The organism is Actinoalloteichus fjordicus (assembly GCF_001941625.1).
Lineage (GTDB): Bacteria > Actinomycetota > Actinomycetes > Mycobacteriales > Pseudonocardiaceae > Actinoalloteichus_A > Actinoalloteichus_A fjordicus.
Genome location: NZ_CP016076.1, coordinates 1,133,030 through 1,157,639, shown reverse-complemented (window position 1 = coordinate 1,157,639; position 24,610 = coordinate 1,133,030). Strand labels below are relative to the sequence as shown.

The following is a 24,610-nucleotide window of genomic DNA, read 5'->3' as shown; positions in this document are numbered from 1 at the left end:
TCAGTCAGCCTTCCTCTCGGAGGGTTCCGGGGATGATTCCGGGGCGCGTCCCGTAAAGGCCACGAACGCGTCGTCGAGGTTGCGCTGGTCGACGCGGAGATCCTGCGCCACGACCTCCACCCTGCCGAGAGCCCGTGCGACGCTGCTCAGAAGCTGTCCCCTGCCGGTGACCAGCCAGCGGCCCTCGGTGACCTCGACATCGGTCACGTCGGGAAGCTCGGTCAGGACGCTCTTGTCCAACGGCTGGGTCACGCGGAACCGGACCTGCTGCGTCGCGCTCGCCTGCGCAATCAGCCCTACCGGCGTATCCACTGCGGCAACCCGGCCACCATGAATGACGGCGATCCGGTCGCTGAGGCGCTCCGCTTCATCCATGAAGTGCGTGACAAGGAGGATCGTGACGCCCGTGTCACGAACCCGCTCGATGAGGCTCCAGGTATCGCGCCTCGCCTGCGGGTCCAGTCCCGTCGTGAGCTCGTCGAGAATCGCGACCTTCGGATTGCCGACCAGAGCGAGCGCGATCGACAGTCGCTGCTTCTGCCCGCCGGAGAGAGCCTTGTACTGCGTGTTGCGCTTCTTGGTGAGACCCAGGAGCTCCATGAGCTCGCGCCAGTCGGCGGGGTCCCGGTAGAAGGAGCTGTAGAGCTCGAGCGCTTCGGTGACCTTGATCGCGTCTGGGAAGCTGCTCTCCTGCAGTTGCACGCCGAGTCGCTCACGCACCTCCGCCCGGTCCTTGACCGGGTCGAATCCCAGCACGGAGATCGAGCCCGAGTCGGGCGTTCGCAGGCCGGCGATGCTCTCGACGGTGGTCGTCTTGCCTGCGCCGTTGGGCCCGATGATGCCGAAGATCTCCCCCTCTTCAACAGTGAAGGAGACGTCGTCGACGGCAACGTGCCGCCCGTAGCGCTTGTGCAGATTTCGCACTTCCAATGCGGACATATTGCGAAGTTACGGGCGCACCGCACCCCGCCAGATCGACCGTGGCGTCTGAGCTGGGGTTGATTCGCGCCTCCACCGTTCGGTGGATGTACGGCACCGTGCGGAGCCCCGAAGCTCTGTCGGTCGTCGCGCCGCCTGTCACCGCGGCAGGCGGCTGACCTGGGGGGACGGCGGTGGAACCGACATGCTCGGCCTCCCACGCCTGGCCCGGTGCTCGGATCAGCGAACCGCCGTGGGTCTGATGGAGGCTCTGGTCATCTGATTCCGGCCAGTGCCCTCGAGCCCGTCCGGGTGGCGGAGACGGCGTCCTCGACCTCGGCGGACGGGACGTCGCCGAGGCAGCCTGCCTGCCACCTGCTGTGGATCTCGTCCTTGTCGTCGTCGGCAAGGGTGGTCTTCAGATACGCGCCGACGCCGAGGTAGACACCGGTGACCCTGGTATCGAGCGGGCGCCGTCCGGTCCCCAGCCGGGCTTCCTACGGAACGGGCTCCCCGGCGCCCACTGGTCTCGATGGACTCGCGCTGCCCGCCGCCGCAGGCACCGAGCCAGAAGAACGTCTCCTCCAACCGCAGGCGGCGAACGACGAGCCGCGACGCCGAACCGGGTGGGGCGACCACGGCCGCCCCACCCCGTCAACGCTGCTCGACGACCCCGACGAGAACCCGGCGACCGATGCGATGTCTCCGTTCTCTCTTCGCAGCATCGACCCGTGTCCGGATCACCCCGCAGATGCCGCAGGCCTGGGGGCACGTGCCCGCCCCACCGGCCGGGACCCGTCGCGCGGCATGATGCGGCGCAGGATGTCCGTGATCGTGATCACCCCCACGACCTCGCCGTCCCGTGCGACGAGCGCAAGTTGTTCGCTGCGCGCGCGCATCTGCGCAAGCACCTCGTAGACAGCGGTGGCAGCGTCGACGGTCAGCAACGGCCGGGCGATGCCGTCGACAGGCCGATCGGGTGGTTCCAGGAGGCAGTCGCGGACATGGACCAATCGGGTCGGCGCACCGCGCTCGTCCGTCACGAGGATGCGCAGGTGGCCGGACTGCGCCGCCGCACGCTGGACGTCATCCACCGACGCACCCGGGCCGACGGAGGCCAACAGGCCCCGCCGCTGGACCAGATCACCGACGGTGAAACGCTCCAGCTCGAGTACGTCGGACAACTGCGTGCGGAAGGGGGCCTCGAGCGTTCCCACCGAGGCCGAGTGCTCGACCAGCTGGCGGATGGTGTCGACGTTCTGCCCACCGACCGCCGCCCGATCCACCGGCGTGATCCCGCTTGCGGCGACCAGCCGGTTCGCCAAGGCGTTGACCCACAGCAGCAGAGGCCGAAACACCCATGCGAACGCCCGCGAGGGCACCGCGATGATCTTCGCCGCCGTCTCCGGATGGGCGATCGCCCATGACTTGGGTGCCATCTCCCCCACCACGAGATGCAGGAAGGTGACGAACAGCAGCGACAACGCGAATGCGCCGCCGTCGGCGAGCCAGCTCGGCAGCCCCCAGGATGCGAACAGCGGGGACAGCGCGTAGTCGACGGCCGGCTTCGTGACGGCGCCGAGCGCGAACGTACACGCGGTGATCCCGAGCTGTGCCACGGCCAGCATGATGGTGAGCTCATGCGCGCCGCGAAGGGCCGCACGCGCGGACCGACTCGTCGCCGCCTCGGCCTCCAGGCGGTGACGGCGCGCACCGAGCAGCGCGAACTCGATGACGACGAAGAACGCGCTCAGGATGATGAGGAGCGCCGTGATCACGGTGACGGAGAGTGCGTCGCTCATCGTCCGTTCCCTTCGTCGCCGTTGATGTGCCGCGTGACGTCCGTGCCGCGCTCCTCGACGAGTCGCGCGCGGAGCTCGCCGGGAACATGTCCGGACAGGTGGAGGACCTCGATGTGGAGCGTCCTGCGCACGGGCTCGGCATCGACCAGGTCGCCGGGGTCCTCCGGCAGCGGCACCTCCACTGCTTCACCGCCCGCGGGAAGCGCGCCGTGGTACGCGATGAACAGACCGGCAAAGGTCTCATAGTCGCCCGGCGGCAGGCCATGCCCGAGGGCGCGTTCGACCTCGTCGACGTGGATGTCGCCGCCGACTCGCCACACATCGGACGCCTCGGCGACCACCCCGGGCGCGGCCGCCGCGTCGTGTTCGTCCGTGAGCTCTCCGACCAGCTCCTCCGCGAGGTCCTCGACCGTCAGAATGCCCGCGAACCCGCCGTACTCATCGATCGCGCAAGCCAACTGACTCCGCGCCTGCGTGAGCTGCTCCAGTGCATTCGGCAACGGCATCAGGGTCGAGACGAGCACCGGCGAACGCATGATCGTCGTCACCGGCGCATCGTCTGGCGCGTCACTGCGCAACAGGTCGACTAGTTGTACGGTCCCGACGGGCTGTTCCTCGCCGTCCAACACCGGGTAGCGGGTGTGGGCACCCGCCATCAGGCGCCGCAACTCGCCGATGGTCGTGGAAGCACTCACCACCCCGACCTGCGAACGCGGCACCATCGCGTGCTCCACGTCCTGGCCAGGGAAGTCGATCACCCGGTCGATCAGCATCGACAGCTCCGGCGGCAGATCGCCGCTCGCCCGTGAGTCGGCCACCGCGCGCTTGAGATCATCGGCGTTCATCGTGATGTCGACGTCGTGCACCGGCTCCACGCGGACCATACGCAGTAGGAGGTTCGCAGCATGATCGAACAGCGTGATCAGCCACCCGAACACCGCCAGGTAGATGAGCGTGGACCGGGACAGGCCGAGCGCGAGCCGCTCCGGAGCTGCGATCGCGAGATTCTTCGGGTACAGCTCGCCGAAGATCATCTGTACCATCGACGCCACCACGAGCGCCCCGACGGTTCCGACGGAGACGGCCACCGCCGGTGACAGACCCGTGTCGCCGAGGAGCGCCGCGAGGGACTCTCCCACCAGCGGCTCGGCGACGTAGCCGATCAGCAGGCCGGTCACCGTGATGCCCAGCTGGGCACCGGACAGCATGAACGACGTGCGGCGGGTGACCTGCAATGCGCGGCGTGCCGCCGCGTCGCCCTCGCCTGCCCGTGCGCGCAGCCTTGCCCGATCGACGGACATGTAGGCGAACTCCTGGGCGACGAAGTACCCGTTCGCGGCGATGATCACCAGGATGACGATGATGCCCAGCAGAAGTGTCAACGCGGCGGCGATCACGACATCACCTCGCCGCAACGATCGCGACAGGCCCCAGTCGAGGACTGGGGCGGGGGACTGGGAACGGGGTCGTCGACAGACGACCCCGGGCTCGCGGACGAGTCCATAGAAGGTTTCACTCTCCAGTGACGACAGGGCCGCGCGGAGGGGTCAGGTGACCCACGGTACGGCCGCGCCCGATAGTACGGGTGGGAACTATGTCCCATTTGCGAGACCATTTCGCGTTCACCGCCCCGAAGCGCGTCGCCTCTCCCACACTCCGCAGGCACCGGCCACGACCACCGGAAGTACTCGAACGCGACAGCCGATCGGCCGTCGAGGGTCGTCGTCGCCGAGCACGCCCCCAGACTCCCTACGATGATCCAGACGTCATCGTTCGCCACACGATCGAGTCGATGAACGATGGCCCTTGACCCGAGATCCGCCGACATGGTGAAAGATCCGCGAGACCGGCGGAAGCCGGCCACGTCGACGCAGGCAGACCGCACACCGGAGACCAGCGCTCGCCCACCGAGGGACCGGCGACCTCGGCAACGCGCCGCACGCCATTGAGGTGGCGCTGTCGCACCGTTCGGCGGTCACCGATGCGGAAGGTCCGACTCGACACGGCGCACGCCCACCTGCCGCCCACCGACGAATCAATGAAATGCGCGGTGTTCTCCGGGGTGATTCAAGGCTCCCGTGATGATAAAGTGATCACGATGACGAACAACGACGCACGTGGCGACTTCGCTTTGTCTCAAGAGCAACGCGAACAGTTCGATCGGGAGGGCTACATCGGCCCAGTCCGGATCTACGAGCCGGAAGAGATGGAGGAGCGGTGGCGGTCGATTAGACGTCAACTGGTTGATCGATCCCATGCTATCTACGACGCCGAAGCCCGGGGTTCGGCGACCAACATTGCGAATTATGACCGCCATTTAGACCTTGATCTGCTCTCGGAGCACATCATGAACCCCAGGATCGTCGACCGGGTGGCGTCGATCCTCGGCCCCGATGTCCTGTGTTGGCGTACTGAGTTCTTCCCCAAGTACGCAGGCGACGAGGGAACGGACTGGCACCAGGCAGCCACCTTCGCGAACGCCAGCAAGAAACCGCAGATCGCCTGGCCGTCCGAGGACGGCGAGCCTGCGTTCGGTGGCACCATCACGGTGTGGACGGCATTCACCGACTCGACGCTGGAGAACGGCTGCCTCCAGCTGATGCCGGGGACCCACCACCACATGAACTACGATGAGTCAAAGCCCATGGACTTCCAACCCGAAACGCTCAATAGCACGGAGAAAGAAGGAATCAAGCGGGGCTTCTTCGGCTACGACTACCGGCAGCTGCAGAAGGATCCCAACTGGAAGCCGGACGAGTCTCAAGCGTTCCCTCTGGTCATGAAGCGTGGGGAGTCGGTCATCTTCTGGTCCACTCTCATGCACGCGTCCCTGCCACACACGGGTAGTGTGCGGGACTACCGCATGGGATTCGCGGCCCGCTACGTGCCGACCAAGGTCAAGGTCTACCCGAACACCGATGACGTGGTCGAGTACGGCGGCGAGATCGATCTCTCGAAATACGGCGCCGTGCTCGTCTCCGGCGTCGACGACTACGGCATCAACCGAATCGCGACGGAGAACCAGCGGGGTTACCCATTCCGTATCCAGTAGTCCGCGAGGCCGGGTGCTGTGGTGCTGGTCCGTCGGCCGGAGTCACAGCGCCCGGCAGGCTTTGCGGTCGATCTTGCCGTTGGCATTGAGCGGCAGCGCTTCCACGTGCACGAACCGCGCGGGAATCATGTGGCTCGGCACGTTCGGGAACAGTCGGCGGCGCAACTCGCCTGCATCGACGGCCACGCCGGTGTATACCGCAGTGAGCTGAAGGTCTTCGGTCGGGCCGGGGCCTGCGACCACGACGACGTCACCGACACCTGCCCACTGCCGCAACGCGGCTTCTACGTCACCGAGTTCGAGGCGCCTGCCCATGATCTTGACCTGGTCGTCGAGGCGACCCAGGTGAACGAGATCACCGTCGATGTCGGCCACGCGATCACCGGTGCGGTACCACGCGGCACTGCCGACCAAGCCGGCATCGCAGGCCGCATCGGGATCCCAGAAGCGGCCTGCGTTGTCCGCCGGGTCGAGATACCCGTCGAACCGCTGCGGCCCTCGGACCTGGAGCTCACCGGTCAGCGGGTCGATCCGGTACTCGAGATGCGGGTACACCGGGCCGATCGGCACCGTTGCATTCTCGGTCTGCGGCCACGCGGCTCGATCGGCAGGCAGTTGGTACGTGGTGACCGTGATAGTGCTCTCGGTCGGCCCGTACAGGTTCTCGATCGTGCTGTTGGGCGCGGCGTCCGACCACACGCGCGCCTGCTCCAGGGTCAGTTGCTCCCCCGCGAACAGGCTGCGGCGCAGCGTGGGCAGGCTGCCCGGCTCCAGCGACCCGGCGTCGTGCACCCACGAGACGATCGAGGGCACCGAGTACCAGTGCGTCACGGCGTGATCGTTGACGAACCCGACCGGATCGACCAACTCGGCGCGCGACGGTGCCACCAGCGTGGCGCCACTCCCCCACGCGACGGCCATGACGAACACCGACGGGTCGAAAGTCAGCCCGAACGTCTGGGACATACGGCAGCCGGGACCGATGCCGTACCGGTCCAGCTGGTACCGGACGAAGGCATCGAGATTGCGATGCCGGATCGGCACCCCCTTCGGCACGCCGGTGGACCCCGAGGTGAACAGGATGTACGCGATGTCTTCCGGGTCCTCCGCGTCCTCGACGGCGTCCGCCACGCGCTCCTCGGACAACCGTCTGGCATCCTCGCTGCCGACCTCGATGATCGGCAGGTCGAAGCCGCTCGCGAACTCGAGGTCGCGGCCGTCATCGACGATCAGGGCGTCGAGCTCGGCAACCTCCACGACCTGGCGGTTGCTCTCGGCAGGATAATCGACATGCATCGGTACCACCGCGTTGCCGCCGCGCACCACGCCGAGGTAGCCCGCATAGGCCCCCACGCTGCGCGCGGCCAGCAGCCCGACCCGGGCCGGGCGCCGAGGCACGGTATCCGCGACGATCGAGGCGACGCGTCGCGCGACCCGATCGAGCTCCACGTAGGTCCATTGCTGCCCGGCCACCACCAGCGCGATCTCATCAGGTAACCGGTCAGCAGTGGCAGTGAACCAGGAATGCAGCGTTCTCACTGGGCACGTCCCTCTCTATGCTCGGCGACCGCCCGAGGCGGGGGCAGGGTGCGGGGATCCTTACCGAGGCCGCGCCAGGATGCCTGCGACGGCGGGGCCGGTCCGGCGAACGATCGGCATGTCCATGACCTCGCTGTGCAGGCACGTCAGCCGATGCGTGTCGACGCCACCGGACGAGAGGTCGGTCCACGTGATCCCGATCCGGCTGCGTAGCGGCCCGGTCTCGTCGGTCTCGAAACTGACGGTGTGGCCGTCGAACGGTCGGGATCGATGAGCTGCCAACAGGCGAAAGCAGTGCGTGGCAGTGTCCAGCAGCTCGCCGAACAGGGACTCGGTCAACTCGTCTGCTTCGCTGCCGACGGATCCGCGGATCGAGTCCGTGATCGCCTCCATGGCCTCCGAGGAGACGGCCTCGTCGGCAGGAATCACCCGAGGAACGCTTGGAACGGCGTCGAGCAGGACTAGATCGCGCACCGGACGTCCGGACTCCTGCGCCAGCACCGCGATCTCCTGCGCGACGACCCCACCGAGGCTCCATCCGACCAGCGACAACGGACTGCCTGGGCTGACTCCGGTGATGAGATCGAGATAGGTCTCGGCCACCTGCCGCAGCGTTCCCGGCCGGTCCGCACCGGAGATCAGACGCGTCGCCTGCAGGCCGTAGACCGGGCGACCCTTCGGGATGAAGGGCAGGAATCGTGCATAGGCCCAGCTGAGACCGCCGATCGGCGGCAGGAAGAAGACCGGGTCGAGGTCGCCGCCCGCGCGCAGTGGGAGCAGCGGCGCCAGCGCGTCGGGCACCGGGCTGCCGAGGCGATCGACGAGTCCGGCCACCGTCGGCGACTCGAGCAGCCACGGGATCGCGACGTCCACCCCCAGCACCGCCCGCACCCGTGACACCAGACGCGGGATCAGCAGCGAGTGCCCGCCGAGGTCGAAGAAGTCGTCGTCGATCCCGACCAGCTCCTGGTCGAGCACCTCGGCGAAGAGCTGGGCGAGGATCTCCTCCCGGGAGTTCCTCGGCGCCCGGCCCGCAGCCGACAGCTTCGACGACGACCCGCCCGAGACCACCTCATCGGGCGGCGACGCGGGGACGAGACGCCGGACCTGAATCCGGCTGTCTGTCCGGACGCTCGAAGCATGGCCGTTGGAACGCGTCGGCGAGTCGGGCACCGGGTTCTCCAGGCGATCGACGAGTCCGGCCACCGTCGGCGACTCGAAGACCCACCGGATCGCGACGTCCACGCCCAACACCGCCCGCACCCGTGACACCAGACGCGGGATCAGCAGCGAGTGCCCGCCGAGTTCGAAGAAGTCGTCGTCGATCCCGACCGACTCCCGGCCGAGCACCTCGGCGACGAGCCGGGCGAAGGTCTCCTCCCGGGAGTTCCTCGGCGCCCGGCGCGCAGCGGGCGACTTCGACGACGACCCACCCGAGACCGCCGCGTCACGTCGCGACGCGGGTGACGCCCCGGCACCGACAAGACGTCGGACCGGTTCCTCCCGGTCGAACGGAACGGCGTCGGCCGACAGCAGGCTCGCCAGCTCGACATCCGGTTCGGCGATGGCCCGCAGCGCGAGCGACCGGTAGTGCTCGGCGAAGGAGGCGATCGTCGCTCGGTCGAAGAGTGCCGTACGGAACGCGATGTCGGTCTCGAAGCCGCGGTCGCCCCAGATGACCGACACGCCGAGTTCGAACTTGGTCGTGCTGTTGTCGGTCTCAAGACGCGTCACGCCGAGACCTCCCCATCGGTCCTCTCCCGACGCCTCGTACTCCACGAGGAGAACGGTGTCGAACAGGTCAGGACGCAACCCGCGTTCCGTGGTCGCGAGGGCGGAGACCAGACGGGCGTACGGGTATCTCTGGTTCTCGTAGGCGTCCAGCAGGGCACCCCGCACCTGACGCAGCAGATCCCGAAAGGTGCGCTCGCCGGACGAGTCCACCCGTAACGCCATCATGTTCACGAAGTAGCCGACGGCGTCGCGGAATCCGTCGGGTCGGTTGGAGACCGGGCTGCCGACGACGATGTCCCGCAGGCCGGTCAGATGCGCGACCGCCAGATGATGCAGCGCATGGGCGAACATGAAGGGCGTGAGCCGCTCCTGCGCGAGCAGCGAGCGAACGCCCTCGAACTCCTGCTCGCCGACCGTGAACTGCGCGAGATCACCGGTGACCGACGAAGCCGAGGACCGGGGGCGATCGGTCGGCAGCGTGAGCTGCGGGGCGCCGGAGAGAGTCGCGCGCCAGAAGTCCAGCTCCTCGCGACTCTCCTCCCCGTCGAGCCATGCCCGCTCATCGATCGCGAACCGGGCGTACTGGCCTGCCTGCCCCTTCGACGAGGCCGCACCCAGCTCGTCGGCGTAGAACTCGGCGAGTTCGTCCACGACGATGTCGAGAGAGCCGCCGTCGAAGATGATGTGGTGCGTAGCCAGCACCAGCACGTGTTCCCGGTCGCCGCACCTGAGCAGAGTCGCCCGGAACAGCGGGCCGGTCGTCAGGTCGAAGCCCCGGTCGGCCTCACGTAACAGCCGTTGCCGCACCCCGGATTCGCCGCCCGCCACGTCCTCGACGAACAATGGCACGCGCACGTGGTCATGGACGACCTGACACACCTGGTCGTCGCGTTCGACGAACGTCGTCCGGAGAGCTCCGTGCCGGGCGACGAGCCGGTCGAGCGCGTTCTCGAGCGCGGGCACGTCGAGTTCACCGGTCATCCGGAACGGAAAGGTCATCAGGTATTGAGACGTGCCTGGCGTCACCTGGTCGATGAACCAGAGTGCTTCCTGACCGACCGAGACGGGCGCTAATCGAGGCTCGGCCTCAGTCGCCACAACTTCGGTCCCCTGGTCCCGTCGCTGGGGCATCACCGAGTCCGACATATCACCTTCATCGAGTCGACGCGCTGTCGGGCGATGCTAACAGAGGAGATCATGTAACTCGCTCCTGTTGCGACACCACACAAGCAGTTTTTGAGCGACGCATCGTCATGTCCGCCATGCCTGCTCACCCGCCTGTGTCCAGCAGGGCGCAGAAGTCGCGCAGTCGCGGGTGATCGAACAGCTTCCGCATGGTCACGGGCGCAACCTTCCGGCGGACGACCGCCACAACTCGGCTCGCCACCATCGAATGGCCGCCGAGCTGGAAGAAGTCGTCGAACGGCGACTCGACCGGGACCTCCAGGAACTCGGCCCAGATAGCCGCGACGGCCGTCTCGACCGGTGACAGGGTCGTGTCGTCGGCCCCGTCGGCCGTTCCCGCGTCGGACGCCACGGACTCAGCCGAGCCGGCGACCGTAGTCGGGGACGCGTCAGGGACGAATCGGGTAAGCACGTCGGTCAGCCCGAGAGAATCGATCGGCGCCTCGGGATCGCGCACCAACGCGGCCAGGATCTCCTGGTAGGCGTCCCGGTAACCCGCTGCGGTCTCGCGCGAGTACGAACGCAGCGCGAACTCCCAGTCGAGGACGACCACGGAACCCTCGATATAGGTCCACGTGATGACGTCGAACGGGCCCTCGACCCGGTATGCCGGAACTCCGGACTCCCGTTCGCTACGGGCTGCGGACCCGCCCTTCGCACCTGCGGTGAACATGGTTTTGATCAGGTCGTCGCCCGATCCTCGGCCGGAGCCGTCGAGCTCGGCGATCGCGCGGCTGTAAGGCAGATCCTGATAGTCGAGCGCGTCCATCACGTCGAGGGACACGGCTTCGAGCACGGCCGCGAAGGAGGCAGACGTGTCGATCGTCGACTTGATCACGAGGGTGTTCACGAGCATCCCGACCGTGTCCACGAACCGTCGCGACCGCCCTTCCGTCGCGGTGCCCAGCACCACCTCACGGTCCTTCGACGCGTGGGCGATCATGATCTGCATCGTGCAGAGCAGAACGGTGAACGGGGTGGCCCGCGATCGGCGGGCGTAGTCGAGCACCTCGGCCGCGAGTTCGGGCTGGAGGACGGTCGACACGGAAGAGGTTCGATGGGTGCCCTCCGTCGACCTGCTGCCGCCGTCACCCGGCAGCACGCTGCCACGTGCGCCTGCGAGCCGGTCTCGCCAGTAGTCGAGCTCATCGCGGAGTCCCTGCCCCGCGAGCGCGGCGAGTTGCTGCCGGACCAACTCGGTGTAGCCGGGGGGAGCGGGCGGGAGATCCGGAAGAGTCCCGCGTCGTGCCGCCTGGTGGAACGCCTCGAAATCCTCGAGCACACGCGATAACGACGGTCCATCACACGCGATGTGGTGGGTGGTGATGAGGAGCGACGTGCGCTCCTCGGCGACGCGGATGACGGCGAGCCTGATCGGCAGGTCCGCAGCCAGGTCGAACGGCGCATTCGCCTCGTCATAGAGAGTGGCGGCGAGCCGGTCCGCGTGCTCGGCCGCCGGCACGTCGCGAAGGTCGGTGACCGTGACGGGCAGCGGACCCGGGTCGCTTGACACGACCTGGACGACACCGGACTCGGTCTCATGGAATGTCGTGCGCAGTGCCTCGTGCCGCCGCACCGTCTCGTCGAATGCGAACCGGATGGCGTCCAGATCGAACTCGCCCTCGACGTGGAGGGTCTCGGGGAGGTTGTACGCCGCGCTGGCCGGGTTCAGTTGCCAGAACACCCACAGGCCCTCTTGCAGCGGGCCGATGGGGAGTGTGTCGGTCGTTCGATCGATCAATGGGACCGCGCCCTCGATCTGCGGGGAATGCGCCCCCACCTGGTCATGTGTTGTCATCTCCGCCCTTCGCCACACCGGTGGGACCGAAGTCGTATGAAGTCAGGACACTACCCGCGCTGCCACCCAGCCGGTACCATCCTCGATCAAACACCGGGCCTCTTCGACACCCAGCTCGATCCCGACTTCGCCGAGGATTGGCGGTCAATGGCAATCTGGAAGCACAGCCGCAAAGACGCGATACTGGCGGCTATCAGCGTCGCGCAGTTCGCCATCACGTTCACGCTGGCGAGCACCTGGAACCTCATGCCGCTCGCGGGGCGAATCACCGGTGGAGTCCTGCTCACCGCCATGATGGCCTACAACACCATTGTCGTATCCCACCTGTTCACCCACATGCCCTGGTTCGTGAGCAGCAAGCTCAACGCGGTCGTGTCGATCATCAACTCGGTGAACATCGGCCAGTCGGTTCAGGCGTACGAGTTGACGCATGTCCGCAACCACCACCGGTACAACAATGACCGCCCCGAGGACGGTCAATCGACCCGCGATCGTTCGTCGACGTACCGCCACGGCAAGAATGGCCAACACGAGCCGCTCGTGTCCTACGCGTTGCGCGGGGCCGTGGATTCGATTATCAGCCGGGCCAGGGAGCTGGCGATGGTCGTTCGACTGTGGCGGGTCGGTGCACGCGAGGAGAATCTACTCGCGCTGGCTTCCAAGAAGCCGGACCGGAACAGGCGGGAACTGCGTCAGATCCAAATCGATCGGGCCGCCCACTGCCTGGCGCTGGTCGGCTTAGCGGTGATCTCCTGGCAGTGGACGGTGCTGGTCTACCTGCCTGCGTTCTTCTGCGCACTGACGCTGGTGAACGTGCAGAACTACTACCGTCACTACGGTGCGAACCCGGACTCCCGCATGACCGACTCGGTCAGCCACTACGGCCGGTTCTACAACCTCGTCACGTTCAACGACGGGTACCACCAGGAGCACCACCTGAGTCCGGCCACCCACTGGTCGCAGATGCCCGCGATCAACGCCCGCCACCAGGAACGACTCGCCACTCAGCCGCGCATCATCAGCCCGGTCCCTGCCATGCTCGGTTTCCTCGACCGGCGCCGGTCGCTGCTGCATGAGGGCCAGACGAAGGACCCAAGCTGACGTGATCCCGAATCCTTGCAAGATCGAAGGCTTCTTCGGCCGGTGGGACCCTGAGGTGGAGTACTTCGCCTGTGCCTCCGACGTCGATCCGCTGTCCCTCCGCGACCTGCTGGAGCTGGCCGACGCCGATACCAGGGCATTGTGGAACGGGCTCGAACTCGGTTACACCGAGACCACCGGCCATCCACTGCTTCGCGAGGCGATCGCCGATCAGTACCCGGAGACCGCGGCCACCGAGGTCACCGTGTGCGCGGGCGGCGCCGTCGAAGCGCTGTTCCTGCTCGCGCACACCCTGCTCGGCCCGGGAGACCACGCGGTGGTGGTGTGGCCTGCCTTCGAGTCACTGCACCGGATCGCGCCGTCGCTCGGCGCCACGATCACCGGCGTCGAACTGGACGCCGACAACGGGTGGCGACTCGACATCGACGCCGTGCGGAAGGCACTGCAGCCGAACACCCGCGCACTGTTCGTCAACTTCCCGCACAACCCGACCGGTGCGCTGCCCAGCCACGCCGAGTTCGCCGAGCTGCTCGCGATGGCGGGCGACGCAGGCGTCACGGTCGTCTCCGACGAGGTGTACCGCCATCTGGAGTACGACGACGCCGATACCCTCCCGGCGGCCTGCGATCTGGACGAGCGCGCCGTCAGCGTCGGTGTGATGTCCAAGGCGTACGCCCTGGCGGGGCTGCGCATCGGGTGGTTCGCGACCCGCAACCCGGCCATCACCGCTACGGCCCGAACCCTCAAGGACTACACGACGGTCTGTTCCTCGGCGCCTGCCGAAATCCTGTCGCTGATCGCGCTGCGAGCTCACGATCACCTGATCGAGCGCAGCCGGACGATCATCAAGGCCAATCTCGCCCATGCCGAGTCGTTCTTCGGCAGCCATCCCGACACGTTCGCCTGGGCGGCACCGGCGGCGGGCATGCTCGCGTTTCCACGGCTGCTGCTGCCCGTCCCGGTCGAGGACTTCGTCACCGATCTGGTTCGCGACCAGCGTGTCCTACTGCTGCCCGGAACCGTCTTCGACACCACGGACAACCGGTTCCGGGTCGGGCTCGGTCGTTCGGCACTGCCGCAGGCCTTCGAGCGTATGGAGGAGTTTCTCACCGCCCGCGGACACTAGTGGGACGCGCCGAATGCCACGGTCGTCACGGGTTGTCCTGGTCGGACACCGCAGGGTTTCGCAGCAGGAAGATCCGGGGCTCGAGCTTCCCGATCATCTGGTAGACGCCCCACAGGGCGTTGGCGAGTTCGACGCGGTAGTCGGCATCTCCGAGTTCGGCCCGTAGTTGCTCGGACTTACGGATCAGTCGGGCCGCGTACAACAGCTGCCGGGACGTCAGACCCTCGCCGTCCTCCTCCCAAGCCTCACGCCATTCGGAGCCGATGACGTCGGTCGACTCGATGACTAAACCGGCCGCCGACGCCCGCTTCTGGAAGTCGTCCGGCGACATGCGCTCGGGCGCGACGACCAGGCCGGCGTAGAGCTCGGCTCTCTCCAACGGCTCAAGGCGGTCGGTGGCAAAGGTCTGATACAGCAGCAGGTGTCCGCCGGGCTTGAGAACGCGCCGGGCCTCGGCCAGTGCCCGGTCGGCATCGACGACATGAAAGAACATGTCCCGGCTGAAGATGAAGTCGAACTCGCCGTCGGCAGCGGGGATTTCCTCCATCATGCCGGACCGGATCGACACCTTGCTGCCCAACGGATGCTCGGCCACGGCGGCCCGCGCCTGCTCGTTGTTACTCGCCACTGGATCCACCGAAACGGCATCGCAGCCGAACAGGCTGGCCAGCGCAAGTGAATGCGACGCGTCGCGCCCGCCGATATCGAGCACGAGATCCCCCGGCCCGATGTCAAGATCGTCGACCAGTTCGTACAACATGCTGGATCGCCGGGGCTCAAAACTGCGATACTGAGCCCGGTCGGCCACCTCGAGGTGGCGGGAGGTGTACATCTCGTCGATCGTGATCGAATCGATCTCTGCCATTTGAGTCTCTCCAGGTCGCATCGCAGCCGGAATGCGGGTCGGGGGCGGGAGTAAGATTCACGTGCATCCAGCCGCCACGGCCGGTTGTGGTTGGTGGGAGGATAAGAAGTGCGGGCCGGAGTCGTTGCCTGCGGACAGTCTAGCGCCCTGGTTAATTCGGTTGGCGCGCGAGTAACCTACTCGGCAGGGCGCTAAGCTCATGCCGTTGGTTGAAGAACACACGGAGGCAGCTCGTGAACGAGAACGACGTGGACAACCGGACCTACTCGGTCGTAGTCAACGAGGAAGAGCAGTACTCGATCTGGCTTGCCGGTCGATCGCTGCCTGCCGGCTGGAACGAAATCGGTCACACGGGCAGCAAGACCGAATGCCTGGACTACATCGGCGAGGTCTGGACCGACATGCGACCCAAGAGCGTGCGGCAGGCGATGGACGCTCGCGGATAGCCGACACCGGCTGAAGAACCGCCGCCATCGAGGCCCGACCAAGGGCGCCGTCTTCACCGAACCAGGGGCAATTCATATGGACACGTTCTGGGCCGAGCGCGACTCCCTCGGCCGACTCGGCGCATTGCTCCGCGCGGCGAACTACCGGACCGATCAGCTGCCGACCCTGCTCGCGCTCGATACGTCCAGCGACACCGTCCTGTCTGACATCGGGCGGTTCTCGCTGTACCACCTCGGAGAAGTGTCGCTGATCGACGACCCTGCCGCGGTCCTGTTCGAGTTATTCCTCCTGGGTGGACAGGTGCAGGCGGAACGGTGGAGGCTCCTGGCTCCGGAACTCGCCGCCCTGCTCGTCGACCTCGGGCTGGTCACGATCCTTCCGGATCGCGAAAGGCGCGGCACCGTCGCCATCACCGAGTACCAGGACGGGTTCTTCCTCTCCGACCGGCTGTTCGAGCACGGTCCGGACGGCTTCACCCGAGACTGGCCCGACGGCGGGTGCATGCCGCCGCACGCCTCATCGATCGAACTGCTCCGAGGCGTCGAAGACCTCGATCTGCCGGGCCGATCATTCCTCGACATGGGATGTGGGAGCGGCTTCCTGTCCCAACTGGCTGCTTCGGGTCATCCGCAGCGGGTGGGCGTCGACATCGGCGCCCGATCAGTGGCCTACGCCACCGCGAACGCCGCGATCAACGGTGTCGACGCCCGGTACGTCGTCGGCGACTGCACGACCTACACCGACCCCGCCACCTATTCGCGGATCGCGTTCAACGCTCCGGACAGCACCACCGCGTTCGCTTTCATCAACACCACGCTTCGTGACCTTCTCGACCAGCGAGGCGTCGCACAGGTCTGGTTCGACACGGAGATCACCGCTGCGGACGGGTCACTCGACGGCCTGCTCCGCCGAATGATCCCCGACCGGGACAGCTGGCACCTGAGCACGGCGACCGACAGTTCGTCGCCGTTCACGCTGAGCCGAGACATGGTCCGCGACCGCTGGATACCGCCGCATTCACTGCTGGCCGTCGGGCGGGCTGAGCGGGCCGCTTACCTCGACGCACTCGCCGAACGAGAGGTACTCGAAGTGCAGAGCGTCCTGCTGTCGCTGCGCGCTAGCTGACGCGGTTCACGAACCCCGCATCGACCGGGAGGTCCGTGCCGGTGATGTAGCGGGCCTCGTCCGAGAGCAGGAACGCGACGGCGGCGGTGATGTCGGAAGGCTCCAACAGCGTCACGTTCTGGTCACCCCCACCCTGCTGGGCCTGCGCGTCTACGTACGCCTGCATCCCCTCGTTGACCGCCATCGGGGTGTTGACCGCCGCAGGGTGCACGACGTTGACGCGGATGTTGTCCTCGGCCAGCTCGTTGGCCAGCCCACGCATGATTCCGACGACGCCGTGCTTGGCTGCGGTGTACCCGCCCGCCCGCTGGCCACGCAGCCCCGCGGTCGAGCCGATGAAGACGATCGAACCGCCTCGCCCGCGAGTGACCATGTACGGGATGGCAGCCTGCACGGTGTTCCAGGCCCCGGTGAGGTTCACGGCGATGACGTCATTCCATGCCTGCTCTTCCTGCTCCGGCGTCGTCATCCCGAACTGGGCGGTGCTGATGCCTGCATTCACCACCACGAAGTCCAGCCTGCCGAACTGCTCGACTCCCTCCTGCACGGCCTTTCGCAACGCCGCACCATCACGCACGTCGGCGACCCGGGCGACGACTCGCCTGCCCAGTGCCTCCACCTGTCGCACGGTCTCGGCCATGTCGTCTTCCGACGCCATCGAATAGGCCGCGGATTCGACATCACGACAGATGTCGACACCGATGATGTCCGCACCTTCGGAAGCCAGCCGCACCGCCTGATTGCGCCCTTGACCTCGGCCGATCCCAGTGATGAACGCGACCCTGCCGTCGAGACGATACACAACTCTCCTTACGTCGAATGCTGGCAAATCACTACGCCGACGCAGCCGAGCCCCCCAGCTCTCGGAATTCTCGTCGAATGCGTCCGCCCGGATAGAATATTACTGTTCAGCCGAGTGGGAAGGCGGAACAAGTGCATTGCGATCCACCTTGCCGCTTTCGCTCGTCGGCAAGGTCGGGACCAGTCGGATGTGCTGCGGAATCATGTAGTGCGGCAGTAGGTCGGCCAGGCTGCGCCTGATCGCCCGCACGACCCGGTGTGCGTGCTCGGGGTCATCCGCCTCGTGCGTGTGGTGCGGGGCGGCCGCAGTGGACGGAGCCGCGACGACGTGGGCCAGGAGGCTCGAATCGCGCCCGGCGGGACTGTGCAGCACCACGGCGGCGTCGAACACGTCGGGACAGGCTCGCAGCGACGCCTCGACCTCGCCCAACTCGATGCGGTGACCGCGCAGCTGCACCTGATCATCGATGCGGCCGCGGTGGACGTAGCTGCCCGTGGCCTCGTCCCAGCTGGCGAGATCGCCGGTGCGGAAGCAGTGTTCGCTCGATCCGTCGTCGCCGATCCTGGTGGGGAACCGCTCGCGGTTGAGCTCCGCGCGGCCGAGATAGCCGTCGCTGATCCCGGCACCGTCGAGGAGGATCTCGCCGACGTCCCCTGGCTCGACCGGCCGCAGCTGCGAGTCCACCAGTCGCATCCGCACGTGGGACAGCGGCGTGCCGATGAGGGTTCCCGGCGCGGAGCGCGAGAAATCGGCTGCCGTCATCTGTCGCAGCGTCACGTGCACGGTCGACTCGGTGATCCCGTACATGTTCGCGATTGCCGGGCGGCGGTCGGCGGGCAGTGCCGACAGCCACTCCGAGACCGACACCGGGTCGACCGCCTCACCACCGAAGACGACCTGGCGCAGCGCCAGCTCGTCCTGCGGACCGTCACCCGACGCGACGAGATGCCGGAAGATCGACGGAACCATGTTGCACACGGTGACACCGGAACTCGCCAGGAAGGAGACGAACTCCTGCGGGTCCAGCCGCACATTCTGCGGGACGAGGACGATGCGGGCGCCCGACAGCAACGGCCCCCACATCTCCCATACCGAGAAGTCGAAACTGAAGGAGTGGAACAAGGACCAGACGTCGGTGGCCGCGAACGGCATTCGAGCGCGGGCGGCGTCCAGGAGAGCGAGCACGTTGCGGTGCCTGATCGGCACCCCCTTCGGCCGCCCGGTCGAACCCGACGTGTAGATGACGTACGCCGGTGCGTCGGGGCCGACGGGCGGGTGGGCCGTCGACCGACCCTGCGCAGTCGGGGCAGGCATCGCCACACACGGCAGGCCCAGGACCGGTTCCGTCCCCGAGGATTCGCCGAGGACCAGTGTGAGCGCCGAATCCGACGCCATCATGGCCAGTCGCTCGGCCGGATACATCGGATCGAGGGGCACGTAACCGCAGCCGGTCTTCAGCACGCCCAGGATCGCGGCGATCCAACGCGAGTCACGGGGCAGCAGCACTCCGACGAGACCGCCGGGTACGACCCCGGCCGCCATCAGCTCGGCGCAGACCTCGTCCGACCATGCGTCGAGCTGCTGGTAGGTGACACGCTGACCAGCGTCGTCGATCGCGATCGCCGCCGGCGTGGATCCGGCCTGTCGTTCGAACCGCGAGACCAACGAGGTCGAGCCGCTCATGTGATCCAATGTGGTTCCTCACCGGGGAAGAAGGTGGAGTTCGCCGTATATCCGTATCTCAGCGCGGCGAGCTGTGGCCCTGCGGCGCGACTACGTGGTTGTCGGAACCGCGCCCGTCTGCGGGCGTCGACGTGGGGTCGGCGGCAGCGACCGGTAGATCTGCACCATGCCACCGAGCACCCCGCTGAGCCGAGGAAGCGCGGCGTACACCGGGTCCTTCGCGAGGATGGCGTCGACCTCACGCAGGCGCCACATCGGCGTCCTGGGAAACAGGTGATGGACCAGGTGGAATCCTTCGCCGTCGGTCTCGCCGAACAGGAAACGAGTCCAGAACCCGTAGTCCCGGTTCCACGACATGTAGAGGTCTATGCGCGGCGCGTTCTCGATGAGCGGGAAGTGCTCCATCAACTCGGCTACCGCGCCGATCCAGACCTGCGTGGTCACCAGCGGAACGAACCAGAGCAGGATCAACCACAGCCACCAGTTGGCGACCACCGCCCACGCCAGCACGGCGACGAGCAAGGTGATGCGCAGGGCGCGCTCGAACGGCGCCTCGTCCCTCGACCAGATCCGGTGCCGCAGCAGGTAGAGGATGTACGAGCCGGTGGACCTCGGGCCTACCACCTTGCGCAGATAGCGGTTCAACGCCGGGCGACCCAGGTTGTCGCCGCACAGGCCGTTGTCCTTGTACTGGCGGTAGTCGGGATCGCGCTCCGGGTCGCCCAAGCGGCCGTGGTGTTCGCCGAGATGCGATGCGCGGTACGCGGTGAAGCTCTGCAGCACCGGGTACCCGCCGAAGACGGCGCCCAGGACGCTGCCGACCCGATGGTTGGCCATGAACGCACGGTGCGTGGCCATGTGCAGCACACCCGCCACCGCGCGCTGGCGGCCGCCGATGAAGAAGGCAGCGAGCAGGTACACCGGGATTGACGCCCAGAGCGTCCAGTTGTTGAAGGTCCACACCGACGCCGCACACCAGAACGCGATCCAGAACCAGTGCCGGGCGAGTTCGGTGGGACCGCGCCAGTTGTCCGGGCGAGACGCGACGCGGACGGCGTCGAGAATCTCCGGAGCGAACCGATGTCGAGCCCCTCGACCACCGGACATGGTGTCAGAGAAAGTCGGCGACATGATCAGATCCTCTCCAACTCAACCGATACGTTCTACAGAGCCGGGATCACACCGCACGGACCTGTCGAGGAGCGTGCCGATCGACTGGTCCGGTTCGGCCAGCGCCGCGTCCAGGGTGGCCATCAGGTCGGCCTGCCACTGCGCGGCGGACTCCGTGTCGAAGGCGTCGGCGGCGTACTCGATCTCGCCGACCAGACCGGTCGCTTCGTTGCGCGCCGTCCAGGTCAGTGCCGTCTTGGCTGTTCCGGAGTGCACGAAGTGCTCGACGATGGTCAGTCCCGCGATGCCGTCGAGGCTGTCGAGCGGTGTGGACTGGAACCCGAACATCGCCTGGAAGATCGGCGGAGCGCCTGCTCGGGCGCTGCGCGACGCTCCATCGGCTGCATCGGCGAAGGGCAGGTCCTGGTTCGTCAGGGCTTCGGCCATTGCCGCGTCGACGTCGGCGACCACATCGCGAAAACTCATGGCCCGGTTCAACCGGGCGCGCACCGCGACCGTGTTCACGAGGTATCCGATGATGTTCTCGGTACCTGGTCGGTTACGGCAGGCGACCGGCAGGCCGACTACCGGCTCGTCCGTGCCGATCGCACGGCTGAGGGCGAGGAAGAAGGACGCGAGAAGGACGGTGTACGGAGTGGACCGACACTCCTGGGCAACGCGCTTGACGGCCGCGGTGTCGATGGCCGAGGGCGGCAACCGCAGGGCGAAGCCGTCCGTGCCCACGCGGGCCCCGGCCGCTCGCCCCGTTCCCAGCTGCGCAGGCTCAGGGGCGCCCGTCAGCTGTGTCGACCAGTACGCCCGCTGCGCTGCCGCCTCCGGCCCCGCCAACCAGCGTTGCTGCCACACGACGTAGTCGGCGTACTGCACGGCGACGTCCGGCAGCGGTCGGCCCTCGTAGAGCGCCGCGAGTTCGTGCCAGAACACGGCCAGCGACCAGGCATCGAACACCGCGTGGTGCACGTCGAGCAGCCACAACCACTCGCCGTCGAACTGGAACGCCGACGAGCGCAGCAGCGGTCCCGTGCCCAGGTCGAAGGTGCCCCCGGCCGCGGTCTGGACGCGCTCGGCGGCGTCGGTGAAGTCGTCGGCGCGGACGACCTCGGTCCGGACCGGCTCGGCGGGGCGGACGTGTTGCCACACCGTGCCGCCCTTCTGGACCAGCACCGTCCGCAGTGCCTCGTGCCGGGTGACGATGGCGGTCAGGGCGGCGTCCAGGCGTTCGATGTCGAGCGGTCCGCGGATCCGATAGCAGACCGGGATCGCGTACAGGGGCGCACCTCGGTGCACCTTGTCGAGGTACCAGAGCGCCTGCTGTCCACGCGACGCGGGCTGCCACTCCTCGCGGTTCGCGGCGGGAGCGATCGCGTACTCGGCGGCGCCTGCGCCGCGGAGCCGCGTCACCGACGCGGCGATCCCGGCGACGTGCGGGGCCGCGCGGAACTGGGTGAAGGTCAGTGCCACACCGGTCACCTCGGCGACCCGGCTCAGGATCTGCATACCCTGCAGCGAGTCCCCGCCGATGGAGAAGACGTCCTCGTGTCGGTCGCTGACCGACACGCCGAGAACGTCGGCGACGACCATGGCGACCGCGCGTTCGAGCGTGGTCATGGCCGCGACGTCGAGACGGCAGGCTCGTGCCTCGCCGATCGACGGCAAGGCGGCTCGTGACACCTTCCCGTTCAGCGGCGAACGCGGGATCTTGTCCAGCAGCACGATGTGCGTCGGCAGCGCGGATTCGGGCAGCCGCTCGACCAGGCGGGCCTTGATCTCGGCCTCCGAGACGTCGGGCCCGGTCTCGACGTACGCGACGAGGGACGACCCCGCAGTCCGGTTCTGGACCACGACGGCCACGGCGTCCGTCACGCCGTCGAGTTGATGCAGCGCGCTCTCCACCTGGCCGAGTTCCACCCGCTGCCCGCGGATCTTCACCTGGCGATCGGAACGGCCGAGGAAGGAGAGCGTGCCATCGGGCATCCGGGCGGCGCGATCGCCGGTCCGGTACATCCGCGCACCGGACGACCCTTGCGGGTCCGGACGGTAGCGGTCGGCTGTCATCGCCGGAGCTCCGTAGTAGCCGCGGGTCACCGGCGGGCCGCCCACCCACAGATCGCCGGGCTCGCCGTCGGGCACGAGCCGCAACTCGTCGTCGAGGATGTACAGCGCTGCCTGCGCGAACGCACGGCCGAGCGACACCAGGGCATAGTCGGAACCGTCGGAGCCGCCGATGCCGTCGCGGGCGGGATGGTGCAGGGCGACGCTGATCGACGTCTCGGTCGGCCCGTAGTCCGACACCCAGTTGATCCGTTCCGCACCCGGAACGCCGTACCAGGCCGTCAGCTTGTCGACGAGGATCTTGTCGCCGCCGATGAACACGGTGCGCAGGCTCGGCGGCAGGCTCACCACGCCTGCCACCAGGTCGTCGACCCACAGGTGCCAGTAGGCGCTGGGCAGGCTGACCATCGTCACCGACAGCCGCTCGATGAGCCCGGTGAACTCCCAGCTGGTGAACTTGCTCTGTGCCGGCATCACCACCGCGCCTCCGGCCAGCCACGCCGGGAGGATCTCCTCGAGCGCGGCGTCGAAGGCCATCGCCGTGGACTGCAGCGAACGATCCTGTGGGCCCAGCGACAGTTGGTCGCGCAGCGCCCGCGCGTGGTTGACGAAGCTCGCGTGCGCGGCCGCGACCAGCTTGGGCTTACCCGTCGAGCCCGACGTGAACACGCAGTACGCGAGGTTAGACGGGTGCAGCTCTACTGACGGCAGGGCCGTGGGCGGACTCGACAGGTCGAGGCCGTCGAGATCGATCGTATGCACCCCGGCGAGATCCACCGCGACGGGACCATTGCCGATCAGCAAGGTCACTCCTGCGTCGGAGACCATGCCCTCGGCGACGTCGCGCGGCAGCGACGCGTCGATGGGGACGTAGGCCCCGCCTGCCTTCCAGATCGCGAACATCGCCACGAGGAGCAGGGGCGACGGCTCCATGCTCACGCCTACCAGGCGTTCTGGCCGAACACCGCGCTCGACGAGCAGGGTGGCGAGCACGGTGGCCCGCTGATCGAGTTGGCGGAAGGTGTAGGTCCCGCCATCCCAGACCACTGCCACCGCGTCCGGGGTCTGCTCGGCCTGCGCCTCGATGAGCCGGTGCACCAGGCGCCCCACCGGCTTCACAAGTAGGACCGCAACTCGCCACGGCGGCGAACGTCGGTCGTCGCGCAATGGAACGAACCACCGAAGCTGTTGAAGTTGCGGAACGGACAGGGGACCGGAGTGATGCCCCAGCTCTCGGCCAGCCGCTGCATCGGCACGTCCTGGGCCTCCACGAGCATGTGCTCCTCGTCGATCATCAGCACGTTCATGTTGATCCACTTGCTGGTCATGTACAACGGGTGGCTGTCGGGTATGACCGGCGTGGGCGCGACTCGCACCTCCCAGTCCTTCAACAGGCTGGGCACCTCCGGCACCCGCTCGGCCTGGATGAGCAGCTTCCCTGGAGCGAGCGGCACCAGGCTCGCGTCGATGTGCATCGGGTGGTCGTCCTCGAGCGTGACCTCGTGGACGCGATAGTCGTCACCGAGGTGCCTGCGCAACCATTCGATGCCCATCCCGTTGGTGACGTGGCTGCGCTGGGCGAAGATGTCCCGGCCGAAGCGCATGAAGTCGGCCGCGTCGAAGGTCGGCTCGTACTCCGTGATCACCGAACGGAACGGCTCGCCGTCGGGCTGATCCGTCCAGTCTTCCACGTACAGGTCATCGTGCAGCTCGGGCTTCGGCGCCGAAGTCCACCGCGCCCCGCGCCGGAAGTAGTCCTTCAGCAGTGGTCGGAACGCCGACACAGAGTGGTACCGCGACCGCCATGCCATCGGCGCTTCGATGATCTCGTCACCGACGACGAGCAACAGGTCCCGCGGCATGGCGTCGTACAGCCCGGTGCTCGACCAGCCGGGAACGCCATAGGAGGCAGAGTGATCACGCGGTTCCGGCCGACGCACCACGACGCCCATGCTTTCGAGGATCTCCGCGAGCTGATCGAGCTCATCACGCGCGGCGGCCACCTGGTCGGCCGGGAACGGCTGCCCGGCCCGCTGCTGGAAGATCTCGCGTTGCGCCGCCGACAGCGGCGCGCCGACGGCGACATGCCATGGCGGAAAATGGGCATTGTCGACAATTCCAACAATAACTTCCTCGAGCGGGTCCCATTCGTTGTAACACTCGACCGGGCTTGACGCCGCAGTCGCCGTGCCAAGAGCATGGTCTAAATCATGCACCGCAGTATCTGTCCGGTCGCTCGACAATCTGGAC

18 protein-coding genes are annotated in these 24,610 nt (G+C 67.3%); 6 read left to right on the top strand and 12 right to left on the bottom strand.

Translation table 11 applies throughout. From position 1 onward, the window contains the following. The 3 genes from UA74_RS05300 to UA74_RS05290 all read right to left on the bottom strand — a co-directional run bounded on the left by UA74_RS05300 (position 1) and on the right by UA74_RS05290 (position 4,117). Complete coding sequence (locus tag UA74_RS05300) at positions 1 to 939, bottom strand: ABC transporter ATP-binding protein (RefSeq protein WP_075739293.1); 939 nt, start codon at positions 937 to 939, stop codon at positions 1 to 3. A 719-nt stretch (positions 940 to 1,658) separates the two neighbouring features. Next, complete coding sequence (locus UA74_RS05295) at positions 1,659 to 2,720, bottom strand: CNNM domain-containing protein (protein WP_075739292.1); 1,062 nt, start codon at positions 2,718 to 2,720, stop codon at positions 1,659 to 1,661. Continuing rightward, positions 2,717 to 4,117 (bottom strand): hemolysin family protein, encoded by a 1,401-nt coding sequence (locus UA74_RS05290; RefSeq protein WP_075739291.1) that lies wholly within the window; start codon positions 4,115 to 4,117, stop codon positions 2,717 to 2,719. Before UA74_RS05290 ends, UA74_RS05295 begins: the two co-directional genes overlap by 4 nt. Before the next feature lie 584 nt (positions 4,118 to 4,701). Here UA74_RS05290 and UA74_RS05285 point away from each other — a divergent pair. Further along, positions 4,702 to 5,772, top strand: a complete 1,071-nt coding sequence (locus UA74_RS05285) for a chlorinating enzyme (protein WP_232237637.1) — start codon at positions 4,702 to 4,704, stop codon at positions 5,770 to 5,772. Between the two features lie 42 nt (positions 5,773 to 5,814). Here UA74_RS05285 and UA74_RS05280 read toward each other — a convergent pair whose 3' ends face one another. The 3 genes from UA74_RS05280 to UA74_RS05270 all read right to left on the bottom strand — a co-directional run bounded on the left by UA74_RS05280 (position 5,815) and on the right by UA74_RS05270 (position 12,028). Further along, positions 5,815 to 7,311 (bottom strand): AMP-binding protein, encoded by a 1,497-nt coding sequence (locus UA74_RS05280; RefSeq protein WP_075739290.1) that lies wholly within the window; start codon positions 7,309 to 7,311, stop codon positions 5,815 to 5,817. A gap of 60 nt (positions 7,312 to 7,371) precedes the next feature. Next, the gene (locus tag UA74_RS05275) at positions 7,372 to 10,176 is read right to left on the bottom strand and encodes a condensation domain-containing protein (RefSeq protein ID WP_232237805.1); all 2,805 of its coding nucleotides are present in this window, start codon (positions 10,174 to 10,176) and stop codon (positions 7,372 to 7,374) included. 139 nt (positions 10,177 to 10,315) lie between these two features. Then, positions 10,316 to 12,028 (bottom strand): condensation domain-containing protein, encoded by a 1,713-nt coding sequence (locus UA74_RS05270; RefSeq protein ID WP_083682940.1) that lies wholly within the window; start codon positions 12,026 to 12,028, stop codon positions 10,316 to 10,318. A 36-nt stretch (positions 12,029 to 12,064) separates the two neighbouring features. Here UA74_RS05270 and UA74_RS05265 point away from each other — a divergent pair, with 36 nt between their 5' ends. Together UA74_RS05265 and UA74_RS05260 are read left to right on the top strand one after the other, a co-directional pair. Continuing rightward, on the top strand, positions 12,065 to 13,129 hold the full coding sequence (locus tag UA74_RS05265) for a fatty acid desaturase family protein (RefSeq protein ID WP_232237636.1): 1,065 nt from the start codon (positions 12,065 to 12,067) through the stop codon (positions 13,127 to 13,129). A gap of 1 nt (position 13,130) precedes the next feature. Further along, positions 13,131 to 14,255: a pyridoxal phosphate-dependent aminotransferase gene (locus UA74_RS05260; protein WP_198042934.1), complete on the top strand. Its 1,125-nt coding sequence runs from the start codon at positions 13,131 to 13,133 to the stop codon at positions 14,253 to 14,255. Between the two features lie 25 nt (positions 14,256 to 14,280). On the opposite strand, the gene UA74_RS05255 is transcribed toward UA74_RS05260, so the two are convergent. Then, positions 14,281 to 15,063, bottom strand: a complete 783-nt coding sequence (locus tag UA74_RS05255) for a class I SAM-dependent methyltransferase (RefSeq protein ID WP_198042933.1) — start codon at positions 15,061 to 15,063, stop codon at positions 14,281 to 14,283. Positions 15,064 to 15,353: 290 nt separating this feature from the next. Here UA74_RS05255 and UA74_RS05250 point away from each other — a divergent pair, with 290 nt between their 5' ends. Beyond that, positions 15,354 to 15,566 carry an MbtH family protein gene (locus UA74_RS05250; RefSeq protein ID WP_075739284.1) on the top strand — a complete coding sequence of 71 codons (213 nt, stop codon included), beginning with the start codon at positions 15,354 to 15,356 and terminating at the stop codon, positions 15,564 to 15,566. A 76-nt stretch (positions 15,567 to 15,642) separates the two neighbouring features. After that, positions 15,643 to 16,692, top strand: coding sequence for a methyltransferase (locus tag UA74_RS05245; protein ID WP_075739283.1), 1,050 nt, complete (start codon positions 15,643 to 15,645; stop codon positions 16,690 to 16,692). Here UA74_RS05245 and UA74_RS05240 read toward each other — a convergent pair. From UA74_RS05240 to UA74_RS05220, 5 genes are all read right to left on the bottom strand, one after another. Next, on the bottom strand, positions 16,685 to 17,494 hold the full coding sequence (locus tag UA74_RS05240; protein ID WP_075739282.1) for a mycofactocin-coupled SDR family oxidoreductase: 810 nt from the start codon (positions 17,492 to 17,494) through the stop codon (positions 16,685 to 16,687). The two genes, UA74_RS05245 and UA74_RS05240, sit on opposite strands and share 8 nt — an antisense overlap. A gap of 99 nt (positions 17,495 to 17,593) precedes the next feature. Next, positions 17,594 to 19,177: an amino acid adenylation domain-containing protein gene (locus UA74_RS05235; protein ID WP_075763926.1), complete on the bottom strand. Its 1,584-nt coding sequence runs from the start codon at positions 19,175 to 19,177 to the stop codon at positions 17,594 to 17,596. 90 nt (positions 19,178 to 19,267) lie between these two features. Continuing rightward, a complete protein-coding gene (locus UA74_RS05230; RefSeq protein WP_198042932.1) occupies positions 19,268 to 20,308 on the bottom strand; it encodes a fatty acid desaturase in 1,041 nt (346 codons plus the stop codon). An 18-nt stretch (positions 20,309 to 20,326) separates the two neighbouring features. Continuing rightward, positions 20,327 to 23,479 carry a non-ribosomal peptide synthetase gene (locus tag UA74_RS05225; RefSeq protein WP_075739279.1) on the bottom strand — a complete coding sequence of 1,051 codons (3,153 nt, stop codon included), beginning with the start codon at positions 23,477 to 23,479 and terminating at the stop codon, positions 20,327 to 20,329. Then, the gene (locus UA74_RS05220) at positions 23,476 to 24,312 is read right to left on the bottom strand and encodes an amidinotransferase (RefSeq protein ID WP_232237635.1); all 837 of its coding nucleotides are present in this window, start codon (positions 24,310 to 24,312) and stop codon (positions 23,476 to 23,478) included. Before UA74_RS05220 ends, UA74_RS05225 begins: the two co-directional genes overlap by 4 nt. Here UA74_RS05220 and UA74_RS33325 point away from each other — a divergent pair. After that, complete coding sequence (locus tag UA74_RS33325) at positions 24,274 to 24,534, top strand: hypothetical protein (RefSeq protein WP_232237634.1); 261 nt, start codon at positions 24,274 to 24,276, stop codon at positions 24,532 to 24,534. The two genes, UA74_RS05220 and UA74_RS33325, sit on opposite strands and share 39 nt — an antisense overlap. Positions 24,535 to 24,610: the final 76 nt, after the last annotated feature.